This window comes from Cuneatibacter sp. NSJ-177 (assembly GCF_022867805.1).
In the GTDB taxonomy this organism is placed as follows: domain Bacteria; phylum Bacillota; class Clostridia; order Lachnospirales; family Lachnospiraceae; genus Pseudolachnospira.
Window position 1 is genome coordinate 144,634 of sequence record NZ_JALIFO010000014.1, and the last position, 17,364, is coordinate 161,997.

A 17,364-nucleotide genomic window follows, 5' to 3' on the forward strand; every position below is an offset into this window, starting at 1 on the left:
GCGTGTTCCCAGGTTCCCCTGCGTTTCTTATCCTTTCGCCTTTTTATCCTTTCAGCTTCTTCGCCATCTCCACCAGCTCCGGATGTACGATCTCGCCTTGATCCAAGACCTGGACGCCGTCCAACCACAGGGAAGAATTTAACGTGATGCCGTCGCAGTGGGAGGCGGCGTTGATTCCGGTTGGCGGCGCGTCCGCCACGGGCAGATAGCCCATGCCCCACTCGGTGGAGCCCCAGATCCGTTCGTCCTCCACGCAGACGCCGGTCAGTTTGGCGTTGGGATGAAGGCCGTAACACACATGGGCCATCCGGTACATCAAGGGATCATTAAAATGAGCCAGCCAGCTCTCAAACTGCTTGGCCTGGCTTCCCCCGGCTACTTTCTTGACATACCCGTTCTCGATCGTCAGGGTGATCGGGGCGGAAAGCACACCGCAGGGAGGATTCAGGCAGATATCCTGCAAAGCCGGCGTTTCCTTGCCGCACCTCTCCCGCGCCATGGGGCAGCGGGTGTGGAAATAGCAGCCGGAGGGCGGATGGATGGGGCTTGGGACATTCCCCTCCAAGGTGGTGATATCCTCCAGGCTTTTGGTATGGATGTCCGGAATCGAGCCGAACAGGGCTTTCGTATAGGGGTGGACCGGCTTTTCAAAAATCTCTTTCGACGGTCCGCATTCCATCAATTTCCCCAGGTACATAACGGCAATTTTATCCGACATATAATTGACGACGCTGAGGTCATGGGAAATCAAGATATAAGTCATCTTAAATTTCTTCTTCAAATCCTCCAGCAGCAGGAAGCCGGTGACATGGGGGATCTGTTCAAAAAGCTGCACGTCCATACTGAGCCGCCCTCCGATGGGAAGCAGTTTTAAGAGGCTGTAGAACAAGAGCTGGAGCAGCATGGCCACCCAGAAAGTGGGAAGAGAAACCGTCCCCACAGAGAAAAAGCGGCCCATGTGATCCTGCTGTTATCTATGCCGTTTTTTCTTTCTTTTTCTTTGTCTTCCGGTAAATCCTTCCTATATTCATTGTTTTAAAAAGAGGCAGAATGGATCCTTAAAGAACCCATTCTGCCTCTTTTTGTTTTTTCGAAATCCCTCTCTGGTCGCCCCCCTGGCCCGCGCCCAACGGAGAGCTTTCCTCTATCCTACACCGCTGTCTCCAATCCAATCCATGATTGATATCCCGTCCGAGACAAAATGGTGTTTTTCAATTACCGGAAATTGTTCTTTTTTTCTATGCCATTTATTTCTTAGCTGGGGAGGAGGTTCCGATGGACCAGCCCTCCGCCAGCTCCTGGAGCCGTTCCGGCCGAACCACCCAGAACCGTCCTTCGCACTTTTTCAAAATTCCTTCCCCCATCAGAACCTGAAACACGTTGCTGACCGTCACGCGGCTGGCGTGGATTAGATTGGCTACGTCCTGGTGGGTAAAACGAATGTTAATCCGGATTCCCTCCCTTTCCGGGGCGCCGTACTGCCGGCTCAGGTTCACCAGCACCTGGGCAATGCGCTGGAACGCATCCGCCAGGGAGAGTTCCATCACCTGGTGCAGCAGCACCATATTTTTCCGGCTGATCATCTGCATCACCCGGCGGCACAGCTCAAAGTCCCGGCGCATGGCCTCCTCCAGCCTCTCGTAGGGAGCCGCATACACCTGAGAATCCACAATAGCCACCGCCGCCGCCGGACGGGGAAGTCCCATCAGGCAGGAAGACTCCCCGAACATGGCGCCTTTCTCCGCGATAAACAACTGTTTCTCATTGCCGTCCCCCTCGAAAGAGGTGATACGGATCCGGCCAGATTTCACCACATAGACAAAGCAGGACGGATCCGCCTGCTGAAACAGTACGGTATTTTTTTTCAACATCCGGGGAACTTGGCCCTCCAGAAAGGAATCCCATTGTCCGAGCTCCGCGGAAATCCACGGAGACAATTCTTCCATAAACATATCCTACCCCTCTGTTATCCCAAAAATTTTGAAAGTGTAAAGTACTTAACAGAATCCTTTTTTCAAAACTGTTACCATGTCAGTATCAGGAACTTCAAGGGCGAAACCCTTGCACGACTCCTCCGAGGTGTGCATGCCCCGGAGATATGTATTTTCTTACAGGAGGAAAAACACATGAACATCAATTGGGAACAGCTTCGCAAAGAAGAATGGCCGGTTCTGGAAACCATGACCTTTCTGGACGCCGCCTGCGTCAGCTTTGCCCCCCAGCGAACCGTCCGGGCCTTAAAGGATTTTGCCGATTTCACCGCCCGCCAGGATGAAGAAAACTCCAGCGCCCACCACATCGCCATGGACGCGAAGAGGCATAAGGCCTACGAAGAGGCGTGCAAACTTCTGAACGCCGACCCGGAAGAGATCGCCATTGTGGAGAGCACCTCCCACGGACTCAACATTGCCGCGGCCGGCATCGAGCTGACAGACGGCGACAACATCATCACCACCAATCTGGAATTCATCCAGGTAGCCCTGCCCTGGTGCGCCATCCGCAACGACCGAGACATTGAAATCCGGGTGGCCAAGACCAAGGACAGCCGTTTCGAGGCCAAAGACTTTGAGGCTCTCTGCGACGACCGCACCCGAATCCTGGTTATCTCCTCCGTGGAATGGTGCAACGGCTGGAAGATGGATCTGAAGGAGATCGGCGACATGTGCAAGGCCCGCGGCATTTATCTGGTTGTGGACGCCGTGCAGCAGATGGGCGTATCCAAACTGGACACCAAGACCTTCCACGTGGATGTCATGACCGCCGGCGGCCACAAATGGCTGAATTCTCCTTTTGGAGCCGGAATTCTGTACATCAATAAGGAGACCCTCCCCAAATTAAAGGCTGTCTATCAGGGCTACCTGAACACCAAGGTGCCGGAAGGCGGATGGGGAGCTTACTGGGAAAACCCGGCGGCGCCCTCTGTCAATAACTGGGAGTATGAGATGACTGCGCGGAAATTCGAGATCGGCGGAACCTCCAACTACCCCGGAGCCATCGCCCTTGGCGAAACCTTAGGGCTGGTCAATGAACTGGGCGTGGAGAACATCGAAGCCCATATCTTTGACATCAGCACCTACTGCATGGATGAAATCGAGAAGCTGGGGGGGACTCTGATCACCCACAGAGACCCGGACCACCGTTCTAGTATCGTGATCGCCCGGCTGTATGAGGACCTGGAGACCGAGCGCTGGATCTTAAAGCAGCTCCACGCCCGCAAGATTTTCATCGCACAGCGCTTCACGGATTATGTCGGCGGCTTCCGGATTTCCTGCCAGTATTTTAACAACAAGGAAGATATCGACCGCATGATCGCCGGCATGAAGGAGTTGATTGCCGAGATCGGCCGCCAGCCGGATTATCAGAAAAAATGGTAAGGGAAACTTCCCCCGCCATCGGGGTTCTCCTTTTTGAGAGCGCCGGGGAACGGAGGTTGGGGGATCCGGGACTTCCCGGATCCTTCCCCTTTCCCGTCCTCTTTGGGACTGTCTCAGGAAGCTACCGGGATCTGATTGAAGGCTCGCCCGCCATTTGCGAAGAGCTGTGCCGGGCGGCAAAGGATTTGGTCCGGCAAGGCGCAGCAGCCATCGCAGGCGACTGCGGCCTAATGTCCCTGTATCAGCGGGAGCTGGCGGATCAGGCGGGCATTCCCGTAATCTCCTCCAGCCTGATTCTCCTTCCCCTCCTGCGGCAGATCACCGGAAAAGACCAATCCATCGGCATCCTGACCGGGCATTCCCAACTGCTGGGATATTCTCATCTGATCGCTGCCGGCGCCGGACGCATGGAAGGCCTGGTAATCCAGGGCATGGAGGAGGAACCTCACTTCCGGCAGGCGATCCTGGAGGGGAGCGGTCCCCACGACTATGACCTCATGAAACAAGATGTACTGCACGCAGTGGAACGTCTCCTGTCCCGCGGTCCTAAAATCGGAGCGCTGCTTCTGGAATGCAGCAACCTGGCCACCTACGGCTACGAGATTTCTAAGCAGTTTGCCCTCCCTGTCTTTGACATCGGCACGGCAATTATATTTCTGCACCACGGCGTCTGCAAAACCAATTACCGGCCTTAAATACCGTTTTTCTCTAATTAGAGATCTTCCATGAATCCTATAAGCTTAAAAAGGATCCTGAGCAAACAGGATCCTTTTTTATTTACGCTCCGCTATGGAGGCACACCTTGTTCTCTCATCGGAAATCCCTCTGAATTTAAAACAAATTCTGCAATTCTACGTTGGTGAATTCCTGCACCTCAAACAGATATCCTTCCGGCCCCTGAAACACAAAGGATTTCAATCCAATATCTTCCACAAAACGAATGGGGGATAGGTAAGGGATACAGCTCTGCTGTCCCATGTACAGATAGGTATCCTCGATATCCCTTACGGTGAAGCTGACCAGAACGCCGCCTTTATCCCGATCCTGGATCAGTCCCCGCTGGCTCTTGTTGTCCACCACTCCCAGAAAGGAATTTTCTCCCGTTCTCCAAACACAGGCCCAGATCGGATCATACACCACCTCGAATCCCATGATATCGTCAAAAAAACGACGTGCTTCCTGCATATCATCCACATACAGAAAAGTAGTCTGCGACGTAAGCTTCATGAATCGTACCCCTCCCCATTTTTGAATTCTCTGCTTTTGCGGCTTCCTACATGAAAGAGGACGCCGCTTCCGTCTTTTATTCTGATCCCGTTTTACCGAAGAAACCGCTTCCACCGGCCGGAGCGATAGTAAATACTCAGGAGCCCGATTTCAATCAGCCAGCCGATTCCATAACAGAAAAACAGGTTGTTCTCTCCAAAATAATGAAGCAGCAGATAAGCGGCCGGCACTCTTCCCAGCCACAGCGCGGCGATCATAATTCCCATGGGAATCATACTGTCCCCCAGTCCCCGCAGCACCGCATACATCATAGAAATGACAGTGTAAATCAGGTAAAAGGGCATGATGCGGTACAGGTATCCGAGCCCTGCATGAATCACATCCGCCTCCTGGTTAAACAGCCCCAGCAAGAGGGAGCCAAAACATAGGATAACCCCTACAAGAATCACATCCAGTCCGAGCGCCAGTTTTAATGCGGAAACCGCGCCTCGCCGGATCCGGTCCCAGCGCTTTGCCCCCAGATTCTGTCCGACAAAAGATGTCGTTGCCGTAGAAAAGCTCAGAATCGGAAGAAAGGCAAAGGAATCAATCTTGCTGGCCGCGTTAAAGCCCGCGATAAAAGAGGATCCGCACCCGTTGATCATGGCCTGGGTCACAATGGCTCCAAAGGAAAAGAACATATGCTGGATCCCTGCGGGAATCCCAATCCGGCAAATCTGGCCTGCAATCGCCGAATCCGGCCGGAGATTTCCCTTCTTTCTCCTGGCGAGGAGATAGTGCCTCCGGATGTAGACCGTACTCCAAATCCAGGCGGCCGTCTGGGCTGTCACGGTCGCAACCGCCACACCTACCACCGCCAGATTAAACCGCAGGACAAAAAGCAAATCCAGAGCCACATTCATGAAACAAGCCACCATCACAAACCGAAGGGAGGAACGGCTGTCCCCCAATCCCCGCAGGATCCCGTCATTGATCCCATAGCCGAGATTGGCAAAAGAGGCCAAGAAATAAATTTGCAGGTAGCGCGCGGCATCCGGCAGAATATCCTCCGGGACTTGAATGAGCTTTAGGATTGTCTCCGCTCCCAATACCCCCAGAATGCTGATGGGAATGCACCCCAGAAATACAATCCAGTAAGAGGTTTTGATCGTCCTCTCCACCCGTTCTTGATCTCCCGCCCCGCAATAGTTGGATACCACCACGCTGGTTCCGGTCCCAATTCCCATAATTAAGGAGAGAATTGTCACGATGATTGGAAAACATAACCCAACAGCCGCCAGCGCCTGAGAACCCACATAATTTCCCACGACAATGCTGTCAACCACATTATACATCTGTTGAAATAGATTTCCAATCAATAACGGAACGGAAAAGGACAGAATAACCCGCAGTTCCGGACCTTTGGTCAAATCAATCGCACTGTGACGCTTTTTCAATCGGCTCCACCTTCTTCTAGCCCAATTTCCGGCACCGGCTTCCCACCATGTTTTCCAATTCCACAATCTGCTTTTCGATATCCGCGGAGAGATTTTCCGCTCCATTCGCCGTCACCAGGTAATCGTCCTCCACCCGGATTCCGATCCCTTCCTCCGGAATGTAAAGCCCCGGCTCCAGGGTATAGACTCCGCCCTCCACCACCAAATCCTCCATGCTTCCCGGATCGTGGACATAAAGGCCCAGAGGATGCCCGATGCCATGGGTGTAATACCGCCCCACTTCCTCCCGGCCGCTGATCAGTCCGGCCGCCTTCAGAGCATCTCCGTAGTAGGCGCAGACCGCCTCGTCGATCTGGCGGTAGCGGATTCCCGGCCGCAGCATCTCATAAGCTAACTGCTGTGCCTCCAGCACAAACCGGTACAGCTCCTTCTGCCTTTCGGTAAACCGTCCGCCAACCGGGTAGGTCCGCGAAATATCGCTGGTGTAGCAATGGCTGAGTGCTCCCAGGTCAAACAGCATCATCTCCCCCTGCTCTGCTCTTCTTCCGGATTCCAGATAGTGGGGCTGCAGCGCGTTCGGCCCGGAGGCAGCCATCTGAAAACTGAGGGCCCGTTGGTTTTTTGCCAGATGGTAGTCATAATCCGCCAGGGCTTCGTACTCCCAGATCCCCTCCCTCAGCCCCTGGGCTGTAAAGTCCAAGGCCTCCTTGGTGTACCGGATGGCCGTACGGATTTCCTGAAGTTCCCAGGGCTCCTTTTTCTGCCGCAGACGCGCCAAGAGAGAGAAAGAATTTTTCAGCGCCTCCGGTCCGCTGCGCTCTGCAATCTTAGCCGCCATCTCCCCATACTTATTTTTTTCCTTTAAAGGGGAATCCTCATAGGTAAAAAACCAGGCCGTGGCCCCTGTACGGTCCATCCGCGAAGCCACATCCTGCGTCAGTGCTTGAAGAGGACGGCAGTTCTCCCGGTACCGGCTGCCCTCCGGCAGCCCGGCCCCCTCATCCGATGCGTATAGGACCGCCTCCCCGCTCTCCTTGTCCGCCAAAAGGCAGAGTCCCGGTTGGGTGAGACCGGTCAGGTAATAAAAGTTCCGATCCAGATAAGGGGTAAAAGCCGGCTGCATGAAATCAAAGAACTGAGGGTCCGAAAAAAAGACTGCAATTCCGCTCTCCGCCAAACCGTCTATAAAATGTTTCAGATGTCTGTCCCAAATTTGTTCCCCCATGTTCTCCTCCTTGCCTCGTTTTCGCTCGATCCTCCGGACTCAGATGACCCAGTCTCCTGCGCGGAAGATTGCAATGTTCTCTCCCGTCTCCGTCAAGCCGTCCACATCCAGTTCGGGGGATCCAATCATGAAATCCACATGAATTTTGCTGAAATTGATTCCCGCCGCCTCCTGATCCTTTCGGGACAGCTCGTATCCGTTTTCCAAAATACCAGGCGTCCCCTTTCCGAGAGCCATGTGGCAGACTGCGTTCTCGTCCAGCAGCGTATTGTAGAACACGGTTCCGGTCCGGTAGATCGGGGAACGGACTGATACCAGAGATACTTCCCCGAAATAGCAGGACCCTTCGTCCGTCTCCAGGATGGAGGAAAGGAGCTCCTCCCCCTGCGCGGCGGAGTGCCCTGTCACCTTACCGTTCTCCACATCCAGGACAATCCCTTCAATCAGGCGTCCCTTGTAATTCAGCGGGACAGTGGAAGCCACGCGCCCATTGACCTGATATTTGTCCGGCACGAAGAAAATCTCCTCCGTCGGGATATTGGGAACGTATTCCAGCCCGTTTTTCTGGTTGTAGGCGCATCCGCCGATCCAGCGTCCGCCCCGAACCAGCCCGACCTTAAGATCTGTCTGCCCGCCCTTTAGGTGGAGCATTTTCAGGCCCAACCCGTTCAAAATCTTCTTTTTGTCCGCTAGATTTTTTTGATGCTTCCGCCAAGCCTTCACCGGATCCTCCTGATCCAGCCGGCAGATACGAAGGAAACTTTCCCAGAGCTTTGCGAGAGCTTCCTCCCCGTCAAGGCCGGGATAGACGGCTTTGGCCCAGGAGAGGTTGGGAACCACGGTCTTGACCAGGCTCACGGTCCCATCGGAAATGGCTTCCGTAAATCCCTCCCCGCACCTTCTCTCTCCCTCCTGCACCTCCCTAAGCTTTTGGCTCAGGGAGGGCGGGATGGCATCAAAGCAAGGGGCGGAAAGGCTGATCACGCAGATGTTGTCTTCCCCGTAGGCCTTCCTGTAATCGGCAAGCCACTGGGGATATCCGCTCAAGTTTTCTGCTTTCGCGTACTCCGCCCGGATCAATCCCAGTGCGTCGTCCTCATATTCCGCCTTCACATACCGGGCCCCCATCTGGTAACAGACCTGAGCGATCTCCCGGACCAGCAGGTACTGGTCCGGCGGCGCCTGAATCACAGCCGTCTCCCCCGGCTGCAAATTGGCGCCGACCTCCACCAGCACGCGGGCAAATTGCCGATAAATTTTCTTATCCATGTTCCCCCTTAAAAGAGCTGATTCAGTTCGCCGGAGGTGAATTGCTGGATCTCGAAGGGATACCCCTCCGGTCCGGTCAGGAAGAAGGACTTTAATGCCAGCTCCTTGACCTGCTTGATCTCCGACACATCCGGAATCAGAGGCAAAAGATGCTCCCGCACTTCCTCGATATTGTGCACGGTCAGGCTGACCAGCACGCCGCCCCGCTCTTTGACCTGGATGGAACCCTCGTCCGCTTTCACGGCTCCGACAAAGGCGTGCTCACCGGTTCTCCAAACCGTGGACCATCCGGGATCATACACCTTTTCCAGCTGCAGGACCTCATCAAAAAATTTGGTCGCCTTCTCCATATCCGTAAAGTACAAAAAAGTTACCTGCGATGATAATTGCATTAAGCTCATCTGTCTCACTCCTGTTTTCTGATTGGGGCTGCCCGCCCTGCGGCGGAGCCCCGGATTTTTTAATATTCTCTGCTCAAAACAAAATCTGCAATGTTGGCCTTCTCGCTGAGCCGGCCTTCAATGATCGGTTTTTTCGTCACCAGCACGGTGGTGATTCCAGGGCCGTGGCCGTGAGCGATGCAGTCCCCGTGGATCACGATGCCGATCGCTCTGGCGCCTTTTAGGTATCCTCTCCCGAAAGTGTTGTCGCTGTCCTCGATCAGGACGATATCCCCAAACCGTAGGTTCTCCAGATGGTTTTCCTCAATGGCGGCCCAGTCGGAGGTCATCAGGTCATAGTCACCGGAATAGCTGTGGGAAGCGCCCAGGCCGGATCCCATCAGGTAGGAGGGAATAATCCCCGCCACCGGAACGGTCAGCCCGCCGTTCTCCGTGACCTGAACGTCCATGTGCTCCAGAAGATCCGGATCCAGATTCTGGACGATGATCTCCTCACAACCCTCGATTTTCATACCCTGTCCGCAGGATTCTACCAGAATCTCGTCGTTGATTTTTAATTTTTCCAGCACCTCATCCGGGAAATAGATGATCACATGCTCGCAGCCGCCGTGGATTCCGGTCACGGTTCCGACCGCGCCCTCTGCCTTTCCGCTGACGACGCGGGCCTTATTTCCGATACAAGTAAACACATTCAAAGCGTCGCTCTCCGACGGGTCCGGATTCTTGATCGACACGCCGGGCTCGATGTGGTCGCTGACCAGTCCGAACACCCGGTCTCCCACCTTTACATTATAGGTGATACCGCCGATGGCCGGAAGCGCCACCACGGTTCCCTCCGAGGTAATCCTCGCGCTGCCCCCCAGAGGATGATGGATCTTTCCCTGGACTGAAAGCTTTACTAATTTTTCACGGTTGGTCTTCAACATTTCTTATTCTCCTCTTCTATGATTCGGTCAGTCTGCATGCTACAAAGTGCCGGTCGGACACTTCCCGGAATTCCAGCGGGGCCTTGCACTGCTCCGTGGCGTAACGGCACCGCGGCGCAAACCGGCAGCCCGGCGCGGGATCGATGGGGCTGACCACCTCGCCTTTCAGGATCTCCCTGGGCTTTCCTCTGTTTTTCAGGCTGGGGATGGGCACAGCCTTCAAAAGTGCCTCGGTATAAGGGTGCCTGGGATTCTCAAAGAGTTCCCGGCTGGGCGCCCGCTCCACGCACTGTCCCAGATACATGACCATGATCTCGTCGCTGATATGTTTGACCACGGACAAATCATGGGTGATGAACATATAGGTCAGCCCCAAATCGTCCTGAAAATCCATCATCAGATTTAAAATCTGCGCCTGGATGGAGACGTCCAGGGCAGATACCGGCTCATCGCAGACGATGAATTCCGGATTCACCGAAAGCGCCCTGGCGATGCCCACCCGCTGGCGTCTTCCTCCGTCCAGCTCGTGGGGGTAGGCGTAAGCCAGACGCCTTGCGATTCCCACGGTTTCCATCAGTTCTTTGACTCTCTGATCGATCTCCTTCTTGCCGTGAAGGATATGGTTCACCCGGATGGGCTCCGCGATAATCTCGCTGACGGACATCCTAGGGTTTAAAGAAGCGTAAGGGTCCTGGAAGATGATCTGCATTTCCTTCCGCAGGCTTTTCTGTTCTCTGCTGCTGTACTTGACCGTATCCTTGCCTTTATAATAGATTTCCCCACCGGTGGCATTGATCAGGCCCAGCACAACGCGGCCCAGGGTTGACTTTCCGCAGCCGGATTCCCCGACCACGCCCAGCGTCGAACCTTTTTGTATCTGCATGTCGATGTCGTCCACCGCGTGCAGCATTCCTTTTCCTGTCTTAAAATATTTTTTCAGCTTTCTCGTCTCAATCAGCGGAACTTGCGTATCCATACGTTTTTCCTCCCCTACTTCTCGTCATTCTTCCGGTAAAGGTGACAGCAGATCTCATGGGTGCCCTTCCGGCAGGCCGGAGGCTGCTCCTTTTTGCAGATCTCCATGCACTTGGGACACCGGGGGGAGAATTTGCACCCCTCCGGAAGCCTGGTGGGATCCGGCATCAGCCCTTTGATGGGCTTCAGACGGTCCGTCTCGTCGTCCAGGCGGGGGATGGAACCGAACAGGCCCTCCGTGTAAGGGTGGTGATCCTCATTTTCAAAGATGTCATACACGGTCCCCCTCTCAATGATTTCCCCGGCGTACATGATTGCTACATTGTCGCAGATCTCCGCCACGATCCCCAGATCATGGGTGATCAAAATCATGGAGGTGTTCAGCTGAGATTTCAATTTCTCCATCATATCGATGACCTGGGCCTGGATCGTGACATCCAGGGCCGTGGTGGGTTCGTCCGCGATCAAAAGCTGAGGCTGGCAAGCCAGGGCAATGGCGATTACCACCCGCTGTTTCATCCCGCCGGAGAACTGATGGGGATAGTCATGCTTTCTCTCCGATGAAATTCCCACCAGGCGCAGCATTTCATCCACCCGCTCTTCAATCTGATGGGCGCTTAGATGTTTTTGATTGTGCAGCTCCAGTACTTCTGCAATCTGCTTGCCCACGGTGAGCACCGGGTTCAAGCTGGTCATCGGGTCCTGAAAAATCATGGAGATCTTTTCTCCCCTCAGACACTGGAGCTCCAGCTTATTCATATCCAGGATGTTCTCTCCGTTAAAAAGGATCTTTCCTTTCCGGATCTTCCCGGTGTTTTCCGCCAGAAGCCGGAGGATACTGAGAGCCGTTGTGGATTTTCCTGCTCCGGTCTCCCCGACCAGTCCCAGGGTTTCGCCCTGCTTCATGGAAAAGCTGATTCCGTTGACCGCGTGAACCGTTTCCAGATCCGTCTGATAGATTACATCCAGATCTTCTATCTCCAACAGTGTCTTCTTATTGTCTTCCATCTTTCTTCCCCCTTACTGTTTCAGTCTGGGATCCAGGGCATCCCGAAGTCCGTCGCCCAAAAAGTTCAGCGACATCACAGCCAGCATAATAGCAATGCCGGGGAAAAGTACGATATGGGGCGCCGTGCGGATGAATTCCTTGCCCTCGGTCAGAATGGCTCCCCACTCCGGCGTCGGCGGCATAACGCCGAGTCCCACGAAACTCAGGCCTGCGGCGGAAAGGATCACGCTGCCGATGCTCAAGGTGGCCTGCACCATGATGGGGCCCATTGTATTTGGAATAATATGCTTCAAGATGATACGGAAGGTTCCCACTCCCGTGGCCCTTGCCGCCTCGATATAGTCGGAATTTTTAATCGTCAGTATGGAGGAACGGACGATGACGCAGAAGGTAGCCACATAGCTGATGGTAACGGCAACCATCAGATTGGACATGCCGGGCCCCAGGACTGTCACCACACAGATGCACATCAGCATGGACGGGATCGACATCAAGACATCGATGAAACGCATGACGATCATGTCCAGCTTTCCCCCGTAATAACCGGCGATGGATCCGATGGCCCCTCCCACAATCAGGGAGATAATCACAGCGATAAATCCGATGCTCAGAGAAATCCGGCTGCCATGGATAATTCTGGCCAGAATATCGCGGCCGAAGGAATCAGTGCCAAGCCAATGCTCCGCCGAAGGGCCCTGGAGCTTATGAACCAAATCCTGCTTAATCGCCACATTGTAATCTACCAAAAGATCGGCAAAGACCGCGATAAAGATCAGAAAGATCAAAATGACCAGCCCTACAATTGCCACTTTGCTTTTTTTCAGCCTGCGCCAAACCTCAAGAAGCTGAGACCGCTTCTTTTCTGCATTCAAGTCTACTTCCTGTTTTCCTGCTACCGTCATCATCAGGTGCCTCCCTTCTTATACTGTGCTTTTACTCTCGGATCCACAAAGGCGTACAAAATATCCAGGAGAAGATTGATGATGCTGAACATAACGGCGATGATCAGGACGCCTCCCATAACCATGGGAATATCCTTGTTCCGGATCGACCCCAGCAGCAGATTGCCAACGCCCGACATTCCGAAAACGTTCTCCGTGATCACGGCTCCGCCCAGCATGTAGCCGAAATTCACGCCCACGATGGTGATGATCGGGATCATTGCATTCTGCAGCGCGTGCTTGACGATCACACGCCCTTTGGTGGCTCCTTTCGCATAGGCGGTCCTGATGTAATCCTGACGGATGACTTCCAGCATGGTAGAACGGGTCATTCGAATCAGCGTGGCCAGCGTAGCGCCCGAACAGGTGATGGCCGGCATGATAAAGTGGGCGAACGACTCGGAGCCAAAGGAAGGCAGCAGGTGAAGTTGTACGGAAAATACGATAATCATCAGAAGGCCCAGCCAGAAGGAAGGGATGGAAATAAAGATCAAGGCAAAGATTGTGCTGAAACTGTCAATCAAAGAATACTGCTTCACGGCACAGGCGATGCCGACGGGAATTCCGATCAGAGAGGCCAGTACCATACTGTACAAGGCCAGACGGAACGTGGTGGGGAAACGGGAAAACAGTTCCTGGAAGACCGGCAGGCCCGACACGTAGGAAGTGCCGAAATCTCCATGGAATACATTGACGATATATTCCACATACCTCTGCAGGAACGGCTGGTTCCAGCCGAGCGATTCGTTCAGCTGCGCCTTTGCCTCCGCCGTGGCCAAATCCCCCATGATAATATCGGCCGGCGAGCCCGGCGTCAGATCCATCAGGAAAAACACCACAAAGGAGATTCCCAATAGGACCGGTATCATTAAAAGAATCCTTTTTACCACATATTTGTACATTTTGTCACTCCCATTTTAACAATGATGTCTGCTCCGCAGTTTATCACACAGCTCTGCTGTGTCTGATATGAAAGTAACCCGGATATTGGGCAAGACATTTTTGTGCCTTACTCTCCCAATATCCGGGCACATTGCGGTTAGAGATCCAGTTGCCGTCTATCGTTTAGCTGCTCCAGCTCCAATCCTTCAGGTAATGGAACGCATAGGGATCCATGTACGGAATATTCAGGTCTTTATTGCAGGTAACGTTTCTGACCCGCCAGATAAAGGGAACAATGGGAACGTCTTCGCTGAGGGTGACCAAGATTTCTTCATACAGAGTTCCCAGCTTTGCATCATCCACCGTTACCAGCGCTTCATCAAACAGCTCGTTGACGCGGGGATTGTCATAGAACGTATTGTTGGTCTCGCCAATCTTGGAGCCGATCACGCTGTCGCCGCAGGATTCATAGACATCCATAACGGTAAAACTGCATCCGTTGATGGCCATGTCATAGTTTCCACCGCCGGTGGTCACCTTATAGGCGGAAAGCTCTTCCTGTTTGATCTCTGCCTTGATTCCGATCTCCAGCAGGGAACTTTGAAGCACCTGGGCATACTTGGCGTACAGGTCGCTGATCACGTGGATGTCACAGGTGAATCCGTCCGGATATCCGGCCTCCGCAAGCAAGGCTTTTGCCTTCTCCAGATTGTAGTCATACTTGGTAATCTTGTCGGTGTAGCCGATGGCGTCTTCCAAAACCACCGTATCCAGTTTGGTGCCGATGCCGTCGTTGATTCCCTGGAGCATGGCGTCTTTGTCCAGCGCATAGGCAACGGCCTGGCGCACCTTCACATTATCAAAAGGCGCTTTTTTCGTGTTGAACTGGAGGAACTCATAGCCCAGAGCGTTTCCTTCCACGATCTTGATATCCGGGTTGGACTGAGCCAATCCATAATCGGAGGTCTGAATGTCGCAGTAAGCGTCGATGTCGCCGCTCTCCAGGTTCAGCAGGGCTGCGCTGGTGTCCGCGATGGTGACCAGCTCCACATGCTTGATGGAGGGAGCGCCCATAAAGTAGTCCTCATTGGCCTCCAGAATCACTTTCTCGCCCTTGACCCACTCTACAAACTTGTAGGGGCCGGTACCCATGGGCTTTCTGGCGAACTCCTCGTCTCCGACCGACTCCACATAGGATTTGCTCATGATGGGGCCGAAGGGAAGAGCCAGGTTAGCCAGGATCTGGGCCTGGTTGTAGGGCGCTTTCAAGATGACCTTCACATGCTGATCATCCACCTTCTCCACGCCCGCAACCTTGCCGTAGCTGGGAGAAGCTTTCGGTGAGTTGATTCCCCGATCAATGCTGAACACCACATCATCTACGGTCAGCAGGTCACCATTATGGAATTTCACATCTCCTCGGATTTTAAAGGTATATTCCGTGCCGTCGTCCGAGATGGTCCAGGACTCTGCGATGCAGGGCTGAGCCTTGAAGTGTTCATCCATCCGTACCAGGGTGTCGAATACATTGGTGGTCACACGCATGGAACAGTCGTTCATGGAATTGTTGGGATCCAAGCTTGGCGGATCTCCCCAATGCCCGATAATCAGGCTGTCCTTTCCTGTGGTTGCCGCACCAGTTTCCGTACCGGCTCCAGCGTTTGCCTCTGTGGCTCCCTGCGTCCCGCCGGCCTTCGTTTCTCCGCCCGCCGCCGTTGTGGAATTCCCATTCCCTCCGCAGCCGGCGAGAAACATGGACGCAGTCATCAGACCCGCCATAGCCAAACACAGCCATCGATTTCTCTTCATATCTTTTCCTCCCTATGTAAAATTTTTTATTGCGCTCCTGCTTCGCAGCTATTTTTTACTTCTCCTCTTTTTCCTTGCTGTAGTCAAACCAGAGATCCGTCTTCAACGGCTGCATGCAGTCGATGTTTACCGTGGTCAAATCGAAGAATTGATAAGGGTCATTGGCCGCATACTGGGCGTACTGTCCGTCGTTCAGAGCGTAACTGTGAAGCTTGCGGCTCTTGTAGGCATGATGGCCCTCCAGGGAATCATACTCAAACAGCATCACATAGACGCCGTTGGGGTTGCCCTCTTTATCGCACTGCTGATAGTAGCGGGCGCTGACCCACTCATCAAACAGTTCCTTCTTGTTCTCCACCACATACCGGAACCAGGTTTCGATCATGTTCTCGTAGTCTTCCCAGACTGCGTCCGGAGCTACTTTCCAGATCTCATATTCCAGGAAGCGGCGCAGGCATACGCCGTTCTTCTTCTCAATCGCTCTCTTTTCCTCCGTGTAGTCAAACCAAAGATCCGTCTTCTCCGGCTGCATGCAGATAATGTTCACATGATCCAGGTCAAAGAACTGGTAAGGATCGTTGGACGCGTACTCGGCGTAAACTCCGTCGTTTACCTCGTAGCTGTGCAGTTTTCTATTTTTGTATGTATGATGGCCTTCCAGGGATTCGTACTCAAACAGCATCACAAATACGCCGGTCGGATTTCCCTCTTTGTCACACTGGTTATAATATTTGGCGCTGACCCACTCGTCGAACAGTTCCTTTTTGTTGGCGCATACATATTGAAACCAAGTCTCAATCATATGCTCGTAATCGTCCATGGGACAGTCCTTTTTCAGCCTCCAGGTTTCGTACTCTAAAAATCTCATAATCGTTCAAACCTCCCTGAATATTTGATAAGTGTTCCGGTTCCGTATGCTAGCATCCTATATCTGGTAGTATAGAACATTTTTATCTTTTTGTTTGTAGCCCAGGCTACAAACATCAAACTTTTATCTCGCATCCCATCACCATTCTAAATAATTCTCGTTTTATGCGCTTCTATCTCACTCTTCCCCCCTTCTCCTTTTTCAATTGACAAAAAGCTATTTTGCTTATATGCTAAAAACGCAACTTTACATCATCACGCGCCCGCCATGCAAAGGATAAATACTATGAATGATTTCAGTTCTGAATTACATTCCTTTCTGGAAGAGAAAAATTACGTCTCCCCCTGGATTGTTTCCCATCAGGAACACAATACTCTGTTGGCAGGCATAGGGTCCATTGCAACAGTAAAGAAAAAGAACTACCTGTTTTTACAGGGGGAATCCAACAAAAACGTCTATATCGTCCGGACCGGAAGGCTGCGGATCTTTTATTCCGACCGGTCGGGCGCAGAAAAATCCATCTATATCCTAGAACGGGGCGGCATGATCGGCGAAAATTCCGCTTTTGATTCCACTCCCGCCCACATCTCGGCCTATGCCATCACTGACACCACCCTGTTCCGCATCAATATCCGGGATTTCCTGCGCATCATCAGCCTTCATCCCATGGTTTCCCTGGAGGTGATCCACAGCCTGAATTACAAAGTCCGGCTTCTATGCTCCCAGATGGAGTATTCCACCAAAAGCTCCGTGGTGCGGGTCACCGCGGCTCTTCTCGCCCTGTGCGCCAGGTATGGGGAGGTTCAGCCGGACGGCTCCATCCGGATCTCCATCCGCTTTACCCACGAGGAACTGTCCAATCTGATCAATCTCAATCGGGTAACGGTCTCAAAGATTTACCATGATCTGCTGCAGAAAAAAATTATATCCAACCCCAAAGGATACATCACGGTCCACGATATGGAAAGTCTAAAGGGCTGGATGGATCAAACATAGTGACTGCCGCGCAGTCCGCCGGGCTT

17 protein-coding genes are annotated in these 17,364 nt (G+C 53.2%); 3 read left to right on the plus strand and 14 right to left on the minus strand.

Features of this window, described 5'->3' with window-relative positions:
• Positions 1 to 43: 43 nt before the first annotated feature.
• Positions 44 to 958, minus strand: a complete 915-nt coding sequence (locus tag MUB23_RS17460) for an oligopeptide/dipeptide ABC transporter ATP-binding protein (protein ID WP_244802030.1) — start codon at positions 956 to 958, stop codon at positions 44 to 46.
• Positions 959 to 1,247: 289 nt separating this feature from the next.
• Positions 1,248 to 1,871, minus strand: a complete 624-nt coding sequence (locus MUB23_RS17465; RefSeq protein WP_244802031.1) for a Crp/Fnr family transcriptional regulator — start codon at positions 1,869 to 1,871, stop codon at positions 1,248 to 1,250.
• Between the two features lie 255 nt (positions 1,872 to 2,126).
• Here MUB23_RS17465 and MUB23_RS17470 point away from each other — a divergent pair, with 255 nt between their 5' ends.
• Positions 2,127 to 3,374, plus strand: a complete 1,248-nt coding sequence (locus MUB23_RS17470) for an aminotransferase class V-fold PLP-dependent enzyme (protein WP_244802032.1) — start codon at positions 2,127 to 2,129, stop codon at positions 3,372 to 3,374.
• Entirely contained in the window at positions 3,368 to 4,069 is a 702-nt protein-coding gene (locus MUB23_RS17475) for a hypothetical protein (protein ID WP_244802033.1), read from the plus strand. The genes MUB23_RS17470 and MUB23_RS17475 overlap by 7 nt, the downstream gene beginning before the upstream one ends.
• Before the next feature lie 136 nt (positions 4,070 to 4,205).
• Here the strand turns inward: MUB23_RS17475 and MUB23_RS17480 are convergent, their stop codons facing one another.
• From MUB23_RS17480 to MUB23_RS17535, 12 genes are all read right to left on the minus strand, one after another.
• Positions 4,206 to 4,601, minus strand: a complete 396-nt coding sequence (locus MUB23_RS17480; RefSeq protein ID WP_244802034.1) for a VOC family protein — start codon at positions 4,599 to 4,601, stop codon at positions 4,206 to 4,208.
• Positions 4,602 to 4,693: 92 nt separating this feature from the next.
• Positions 4,694 to 6,037 carry an MATE family efflux transporter gene (locus MUB23_RS17485; protein ID WP_244802035.1) on the minus strand — a complete coding sequence of 448 codons (1,344 nt, stop codon included), beginning with the start codon at positions 6,035 to 6,037 and terminating at the stop codon, positions 4,694 to 4,696.
• 16 nt (positions 6,038 to 6,053) lie between these two features.
• The gene (locus MUB23_RS17490) at positions 6,054 to 7,262 is read right to left on the minus strand and encodes a M24 family metallopeptidase (RefSeq protein WP_244802036.1); all 1,209 of its coding nucleotides are present in this window, start codon (positions 7,260 to 7,262) and stop codon (positions 6,054 to 6,056) included.
• A gap of 39 nt (positions 7,263 to 7,301) precedes the next feature.
• Complete coding sequence (locus MUB23_RS17495; RefSeq protein ID WP_244802037.1) at positions 7,302 to 8,531, minus strand: aminopeptidase; 1,230 nt, start codon at positions 8,529 to 8,531, stop codon at positions 7,302 to 7,304.
• Between the two features lie 8 nt (positions 8,532 to 8,539).
• On the minus strand, positions 8,540 to 8,932 hold the full coding sequence (locus tag MUB23_RS17500; RefSeq protein WP_244802038.1) for a VOC family protein: 393 nt from the start codon (positions 8,930 to 8,932) through the stop codon (positions 8,540 to 8,542).
• Between the two features lie 59 nt (positions 8,933 to 8,991).
• Complete coding sequence (locus MUB23_RS17505) at positions 8,992 to 9,858, minus strand: DUF4438 domain-containing protein (protein ID WP_244802039.1); 867 nt, start codon at positions 9,856 to 9,858, stop codon at positions 8,992 to 8,994.
• A 16-nt stretch (positions 9,859 to 9,874) separates the two neighbouring features.
• Positions 9,875 to 10,834 carry an ABC transporter ATP-binding protein gene (locus MUB23_RS17510; RefSeq protein WP_244802040.1) on the minus strand — a complete coding sequence of 320 codons (960 nt, stop codon included), beginning with the start codon at positions 10,832 to 10,834 and terminating at the stop codon, positions 9,875 to 9,877.
• 14 nt (positions 10,835 to 10,848) lie between these two features.
• Positions 10,849 to 11,841, minus strand: coding sequence for an ABC transporter ATP-binding protein (locus MUB23_RS17515; RefSeq protein WP_244802041.1), 993 nt, complete (start codon positions 11,839 to 11,841; stop codon positions 10,849 to 10,851).
• Between the two features lie 12 nt (positions 11,842 to 11,853).
• Complete coding sequence (locus MUB23_RS17520; RefSeq protein WP_330641934.1) at positions 11,854 to 12,747, minus strand: ABC transporter permease; 894 nt, start codon at positions 12,745 to 12,747, stop codon at positions 11,854 to 11,856.
• Positions 12,747 to 13,685: an ABC transporter permease gene (locus tag MUB23_RS17525; RefSeq protein ID WP_244802042.1), complete on the minus strand. Its 939-nt coding sequence runs from the start codon at positions 13,683 to 13,685 to the stop codon at positions 12,747 to 12,749. Before MUB23_RS17525 ends, MUB23_RS17520 begins: the two co-directional genes overlap by 1 nt.
• Positions 13,686 to 13,848: 163 nt before the next feature.
• Positions 13,849 to 15,474 (minus strand): ABC transporter substrate-binding protein, encoded by a 1,626-nt coding sequence (locus MUB23_RS17530; protein ID WP_244802043.1) that lies wholly within the window; start codon positions 15,472 to 15,474, stop codon positions 13,849 to 13,851.
• 55 nt (positions 15,475 to 15,529) lie between these two features.
• Positions 15,530 to 16,342: a hypothetical protein gene (locus MUB23_RS17535; RefSeq protein WP_244802044.1), complete on the minus strand. Its 813-nt coding sequence runs from the start codon at positions 16,340 to 16,342 to the stop codon at positions 15,530 to 15,532.
• A 285-nt stretch (positions 16,343 to 16,627) separates the two neighbouring features.
• On the opposite strand from MUB23_RS17535, the gene MUB23_RS17540 reads away from it, so the two are divergent.
• Entirely contained in the window at positions 16,628 to 17,338 is a 711-nt protein-coding gene (locus tag MUB23_RS17540; protein ID WP_244802045.1) for a Crp/Fnr family transcriptional regulator, read from the plus strand.
• The last annotated feature ends 26 nt before the right edge of the window (positions 17,339 to 17,364 follow it).

Bases quoted from the DNA above. Each gene is read 5' to 3' on its own strand.
- MUB23_RS17520 (WP_330641934.1), bottom strand. From the start codon at position 12,747: ATGATGACGGTAGCAGGAAAACAGGAAGTAGACTTGAATGCAGAAAAG.
- MUB23_RS17540 (WP_244802045.1), top strand. From the start codon at position 16,628: ATGAATGATTTCAGTTCTGAATTACATTCCTTTCTGGAAGAGAAAAAT.
- MUB23_RS17510 (WP_244802040.1), bottom strand. From the start codon at position 10,834: ATGGATACGCAAGTTCCGCTGATTGAGACGAGAAAGCTGAAAAAATAT.
- MUB23_RS17480 (WP_244802034.1), bottom strand. From the start codon at position 4,601: ATGAAGCTTACGTCGCAGACTACTTTTCTGTATGTGGATGATATGCAG.
- MUB23_RS17525 (WP_244802042.1), bottom strand. From the start codon at position 13,685: ATGTACAAATATGTGGTAAAAAGGATTCTTTTAATGATACCGGTCCTA.
- MUB23_RS17490 (WP_244802036.1), bottom strand. From the start codon at position 7,262: ATGGGGGAACAAATTTGGGACAGACATCTGAAACATTTTATAGACGGT.
- MUB23_RS17475 (WP_244802033.1), top strand. From the start codon at position 3,368: ATGGTAAGGGAAACTTCCCCCGCCATCGGGGTTCTCCTTTTTGAGAGC.
- MUB23_RS17500 (WP_244802038.1), bottom strand. From the start codon at position 8,932: ATGAGCTTAATGCAATTATCATCGCAGGTAACTTTTTTGTACTTTACG.
- MUB23_RS17460 (WP_244802030.1), bottom strand. From the start codon at position 958: ATGGGCCGCTTTTTCTCTGTGGGGACGGTTTCTCTTCCCACTTTCTGG.
- MUB23_RS17495 (WP_244802037.1), bottom strand. From the start codon at position 8,531: ATGGATAAGAAAATTTATCGGCAATTTGCCCGCGTGCTGGTGGAGGTC.
- MUB23_RS17470 (WP_244802032.1), top strand. From the start codon at position 2,127: ATGAACATCAATTGGGAACAGCTTCGCAAAGAAGAATGGCCGGTTCTG.
- MUB23_RS17530 (WP_244802043.1), bottom strand. From the start codon at position 15,474: ATGAAGAGAAATCGATGGCTGTGTTTGGCTATGGCGGGTCTGATGACT.
- MUB23_RS17515 (WP_244802041.1), bottom strand. From the start codon at position 11,841: ATGGAAGACAATAAGAAGACACTGTTGGAGATAGAAGATCTGGATGTA.
- MUB23_RS17465 (WP_244802031.1), bottom strand. From the start codon at position 1,871: ATGTTGAAAAAAAATACCGTACTGTTTCAGCAGGCGGATCCGTCCTGC.
- MUB23_RS17535 (WP_244802044.1), bottom strand. From the start codon at position 16,342: ATGAGATTTTTAGAGTACGAAACCTGGAGGCTGAAAAAGGACTGTCCC.
- MUB23_RS17505 (WP_244802039.1), bottom strand. From the start codon at position 9,858: ATGTTGAAGACCAACCGTGAAAAATTAGTAAAGCTTTCAGTCCAGGGA.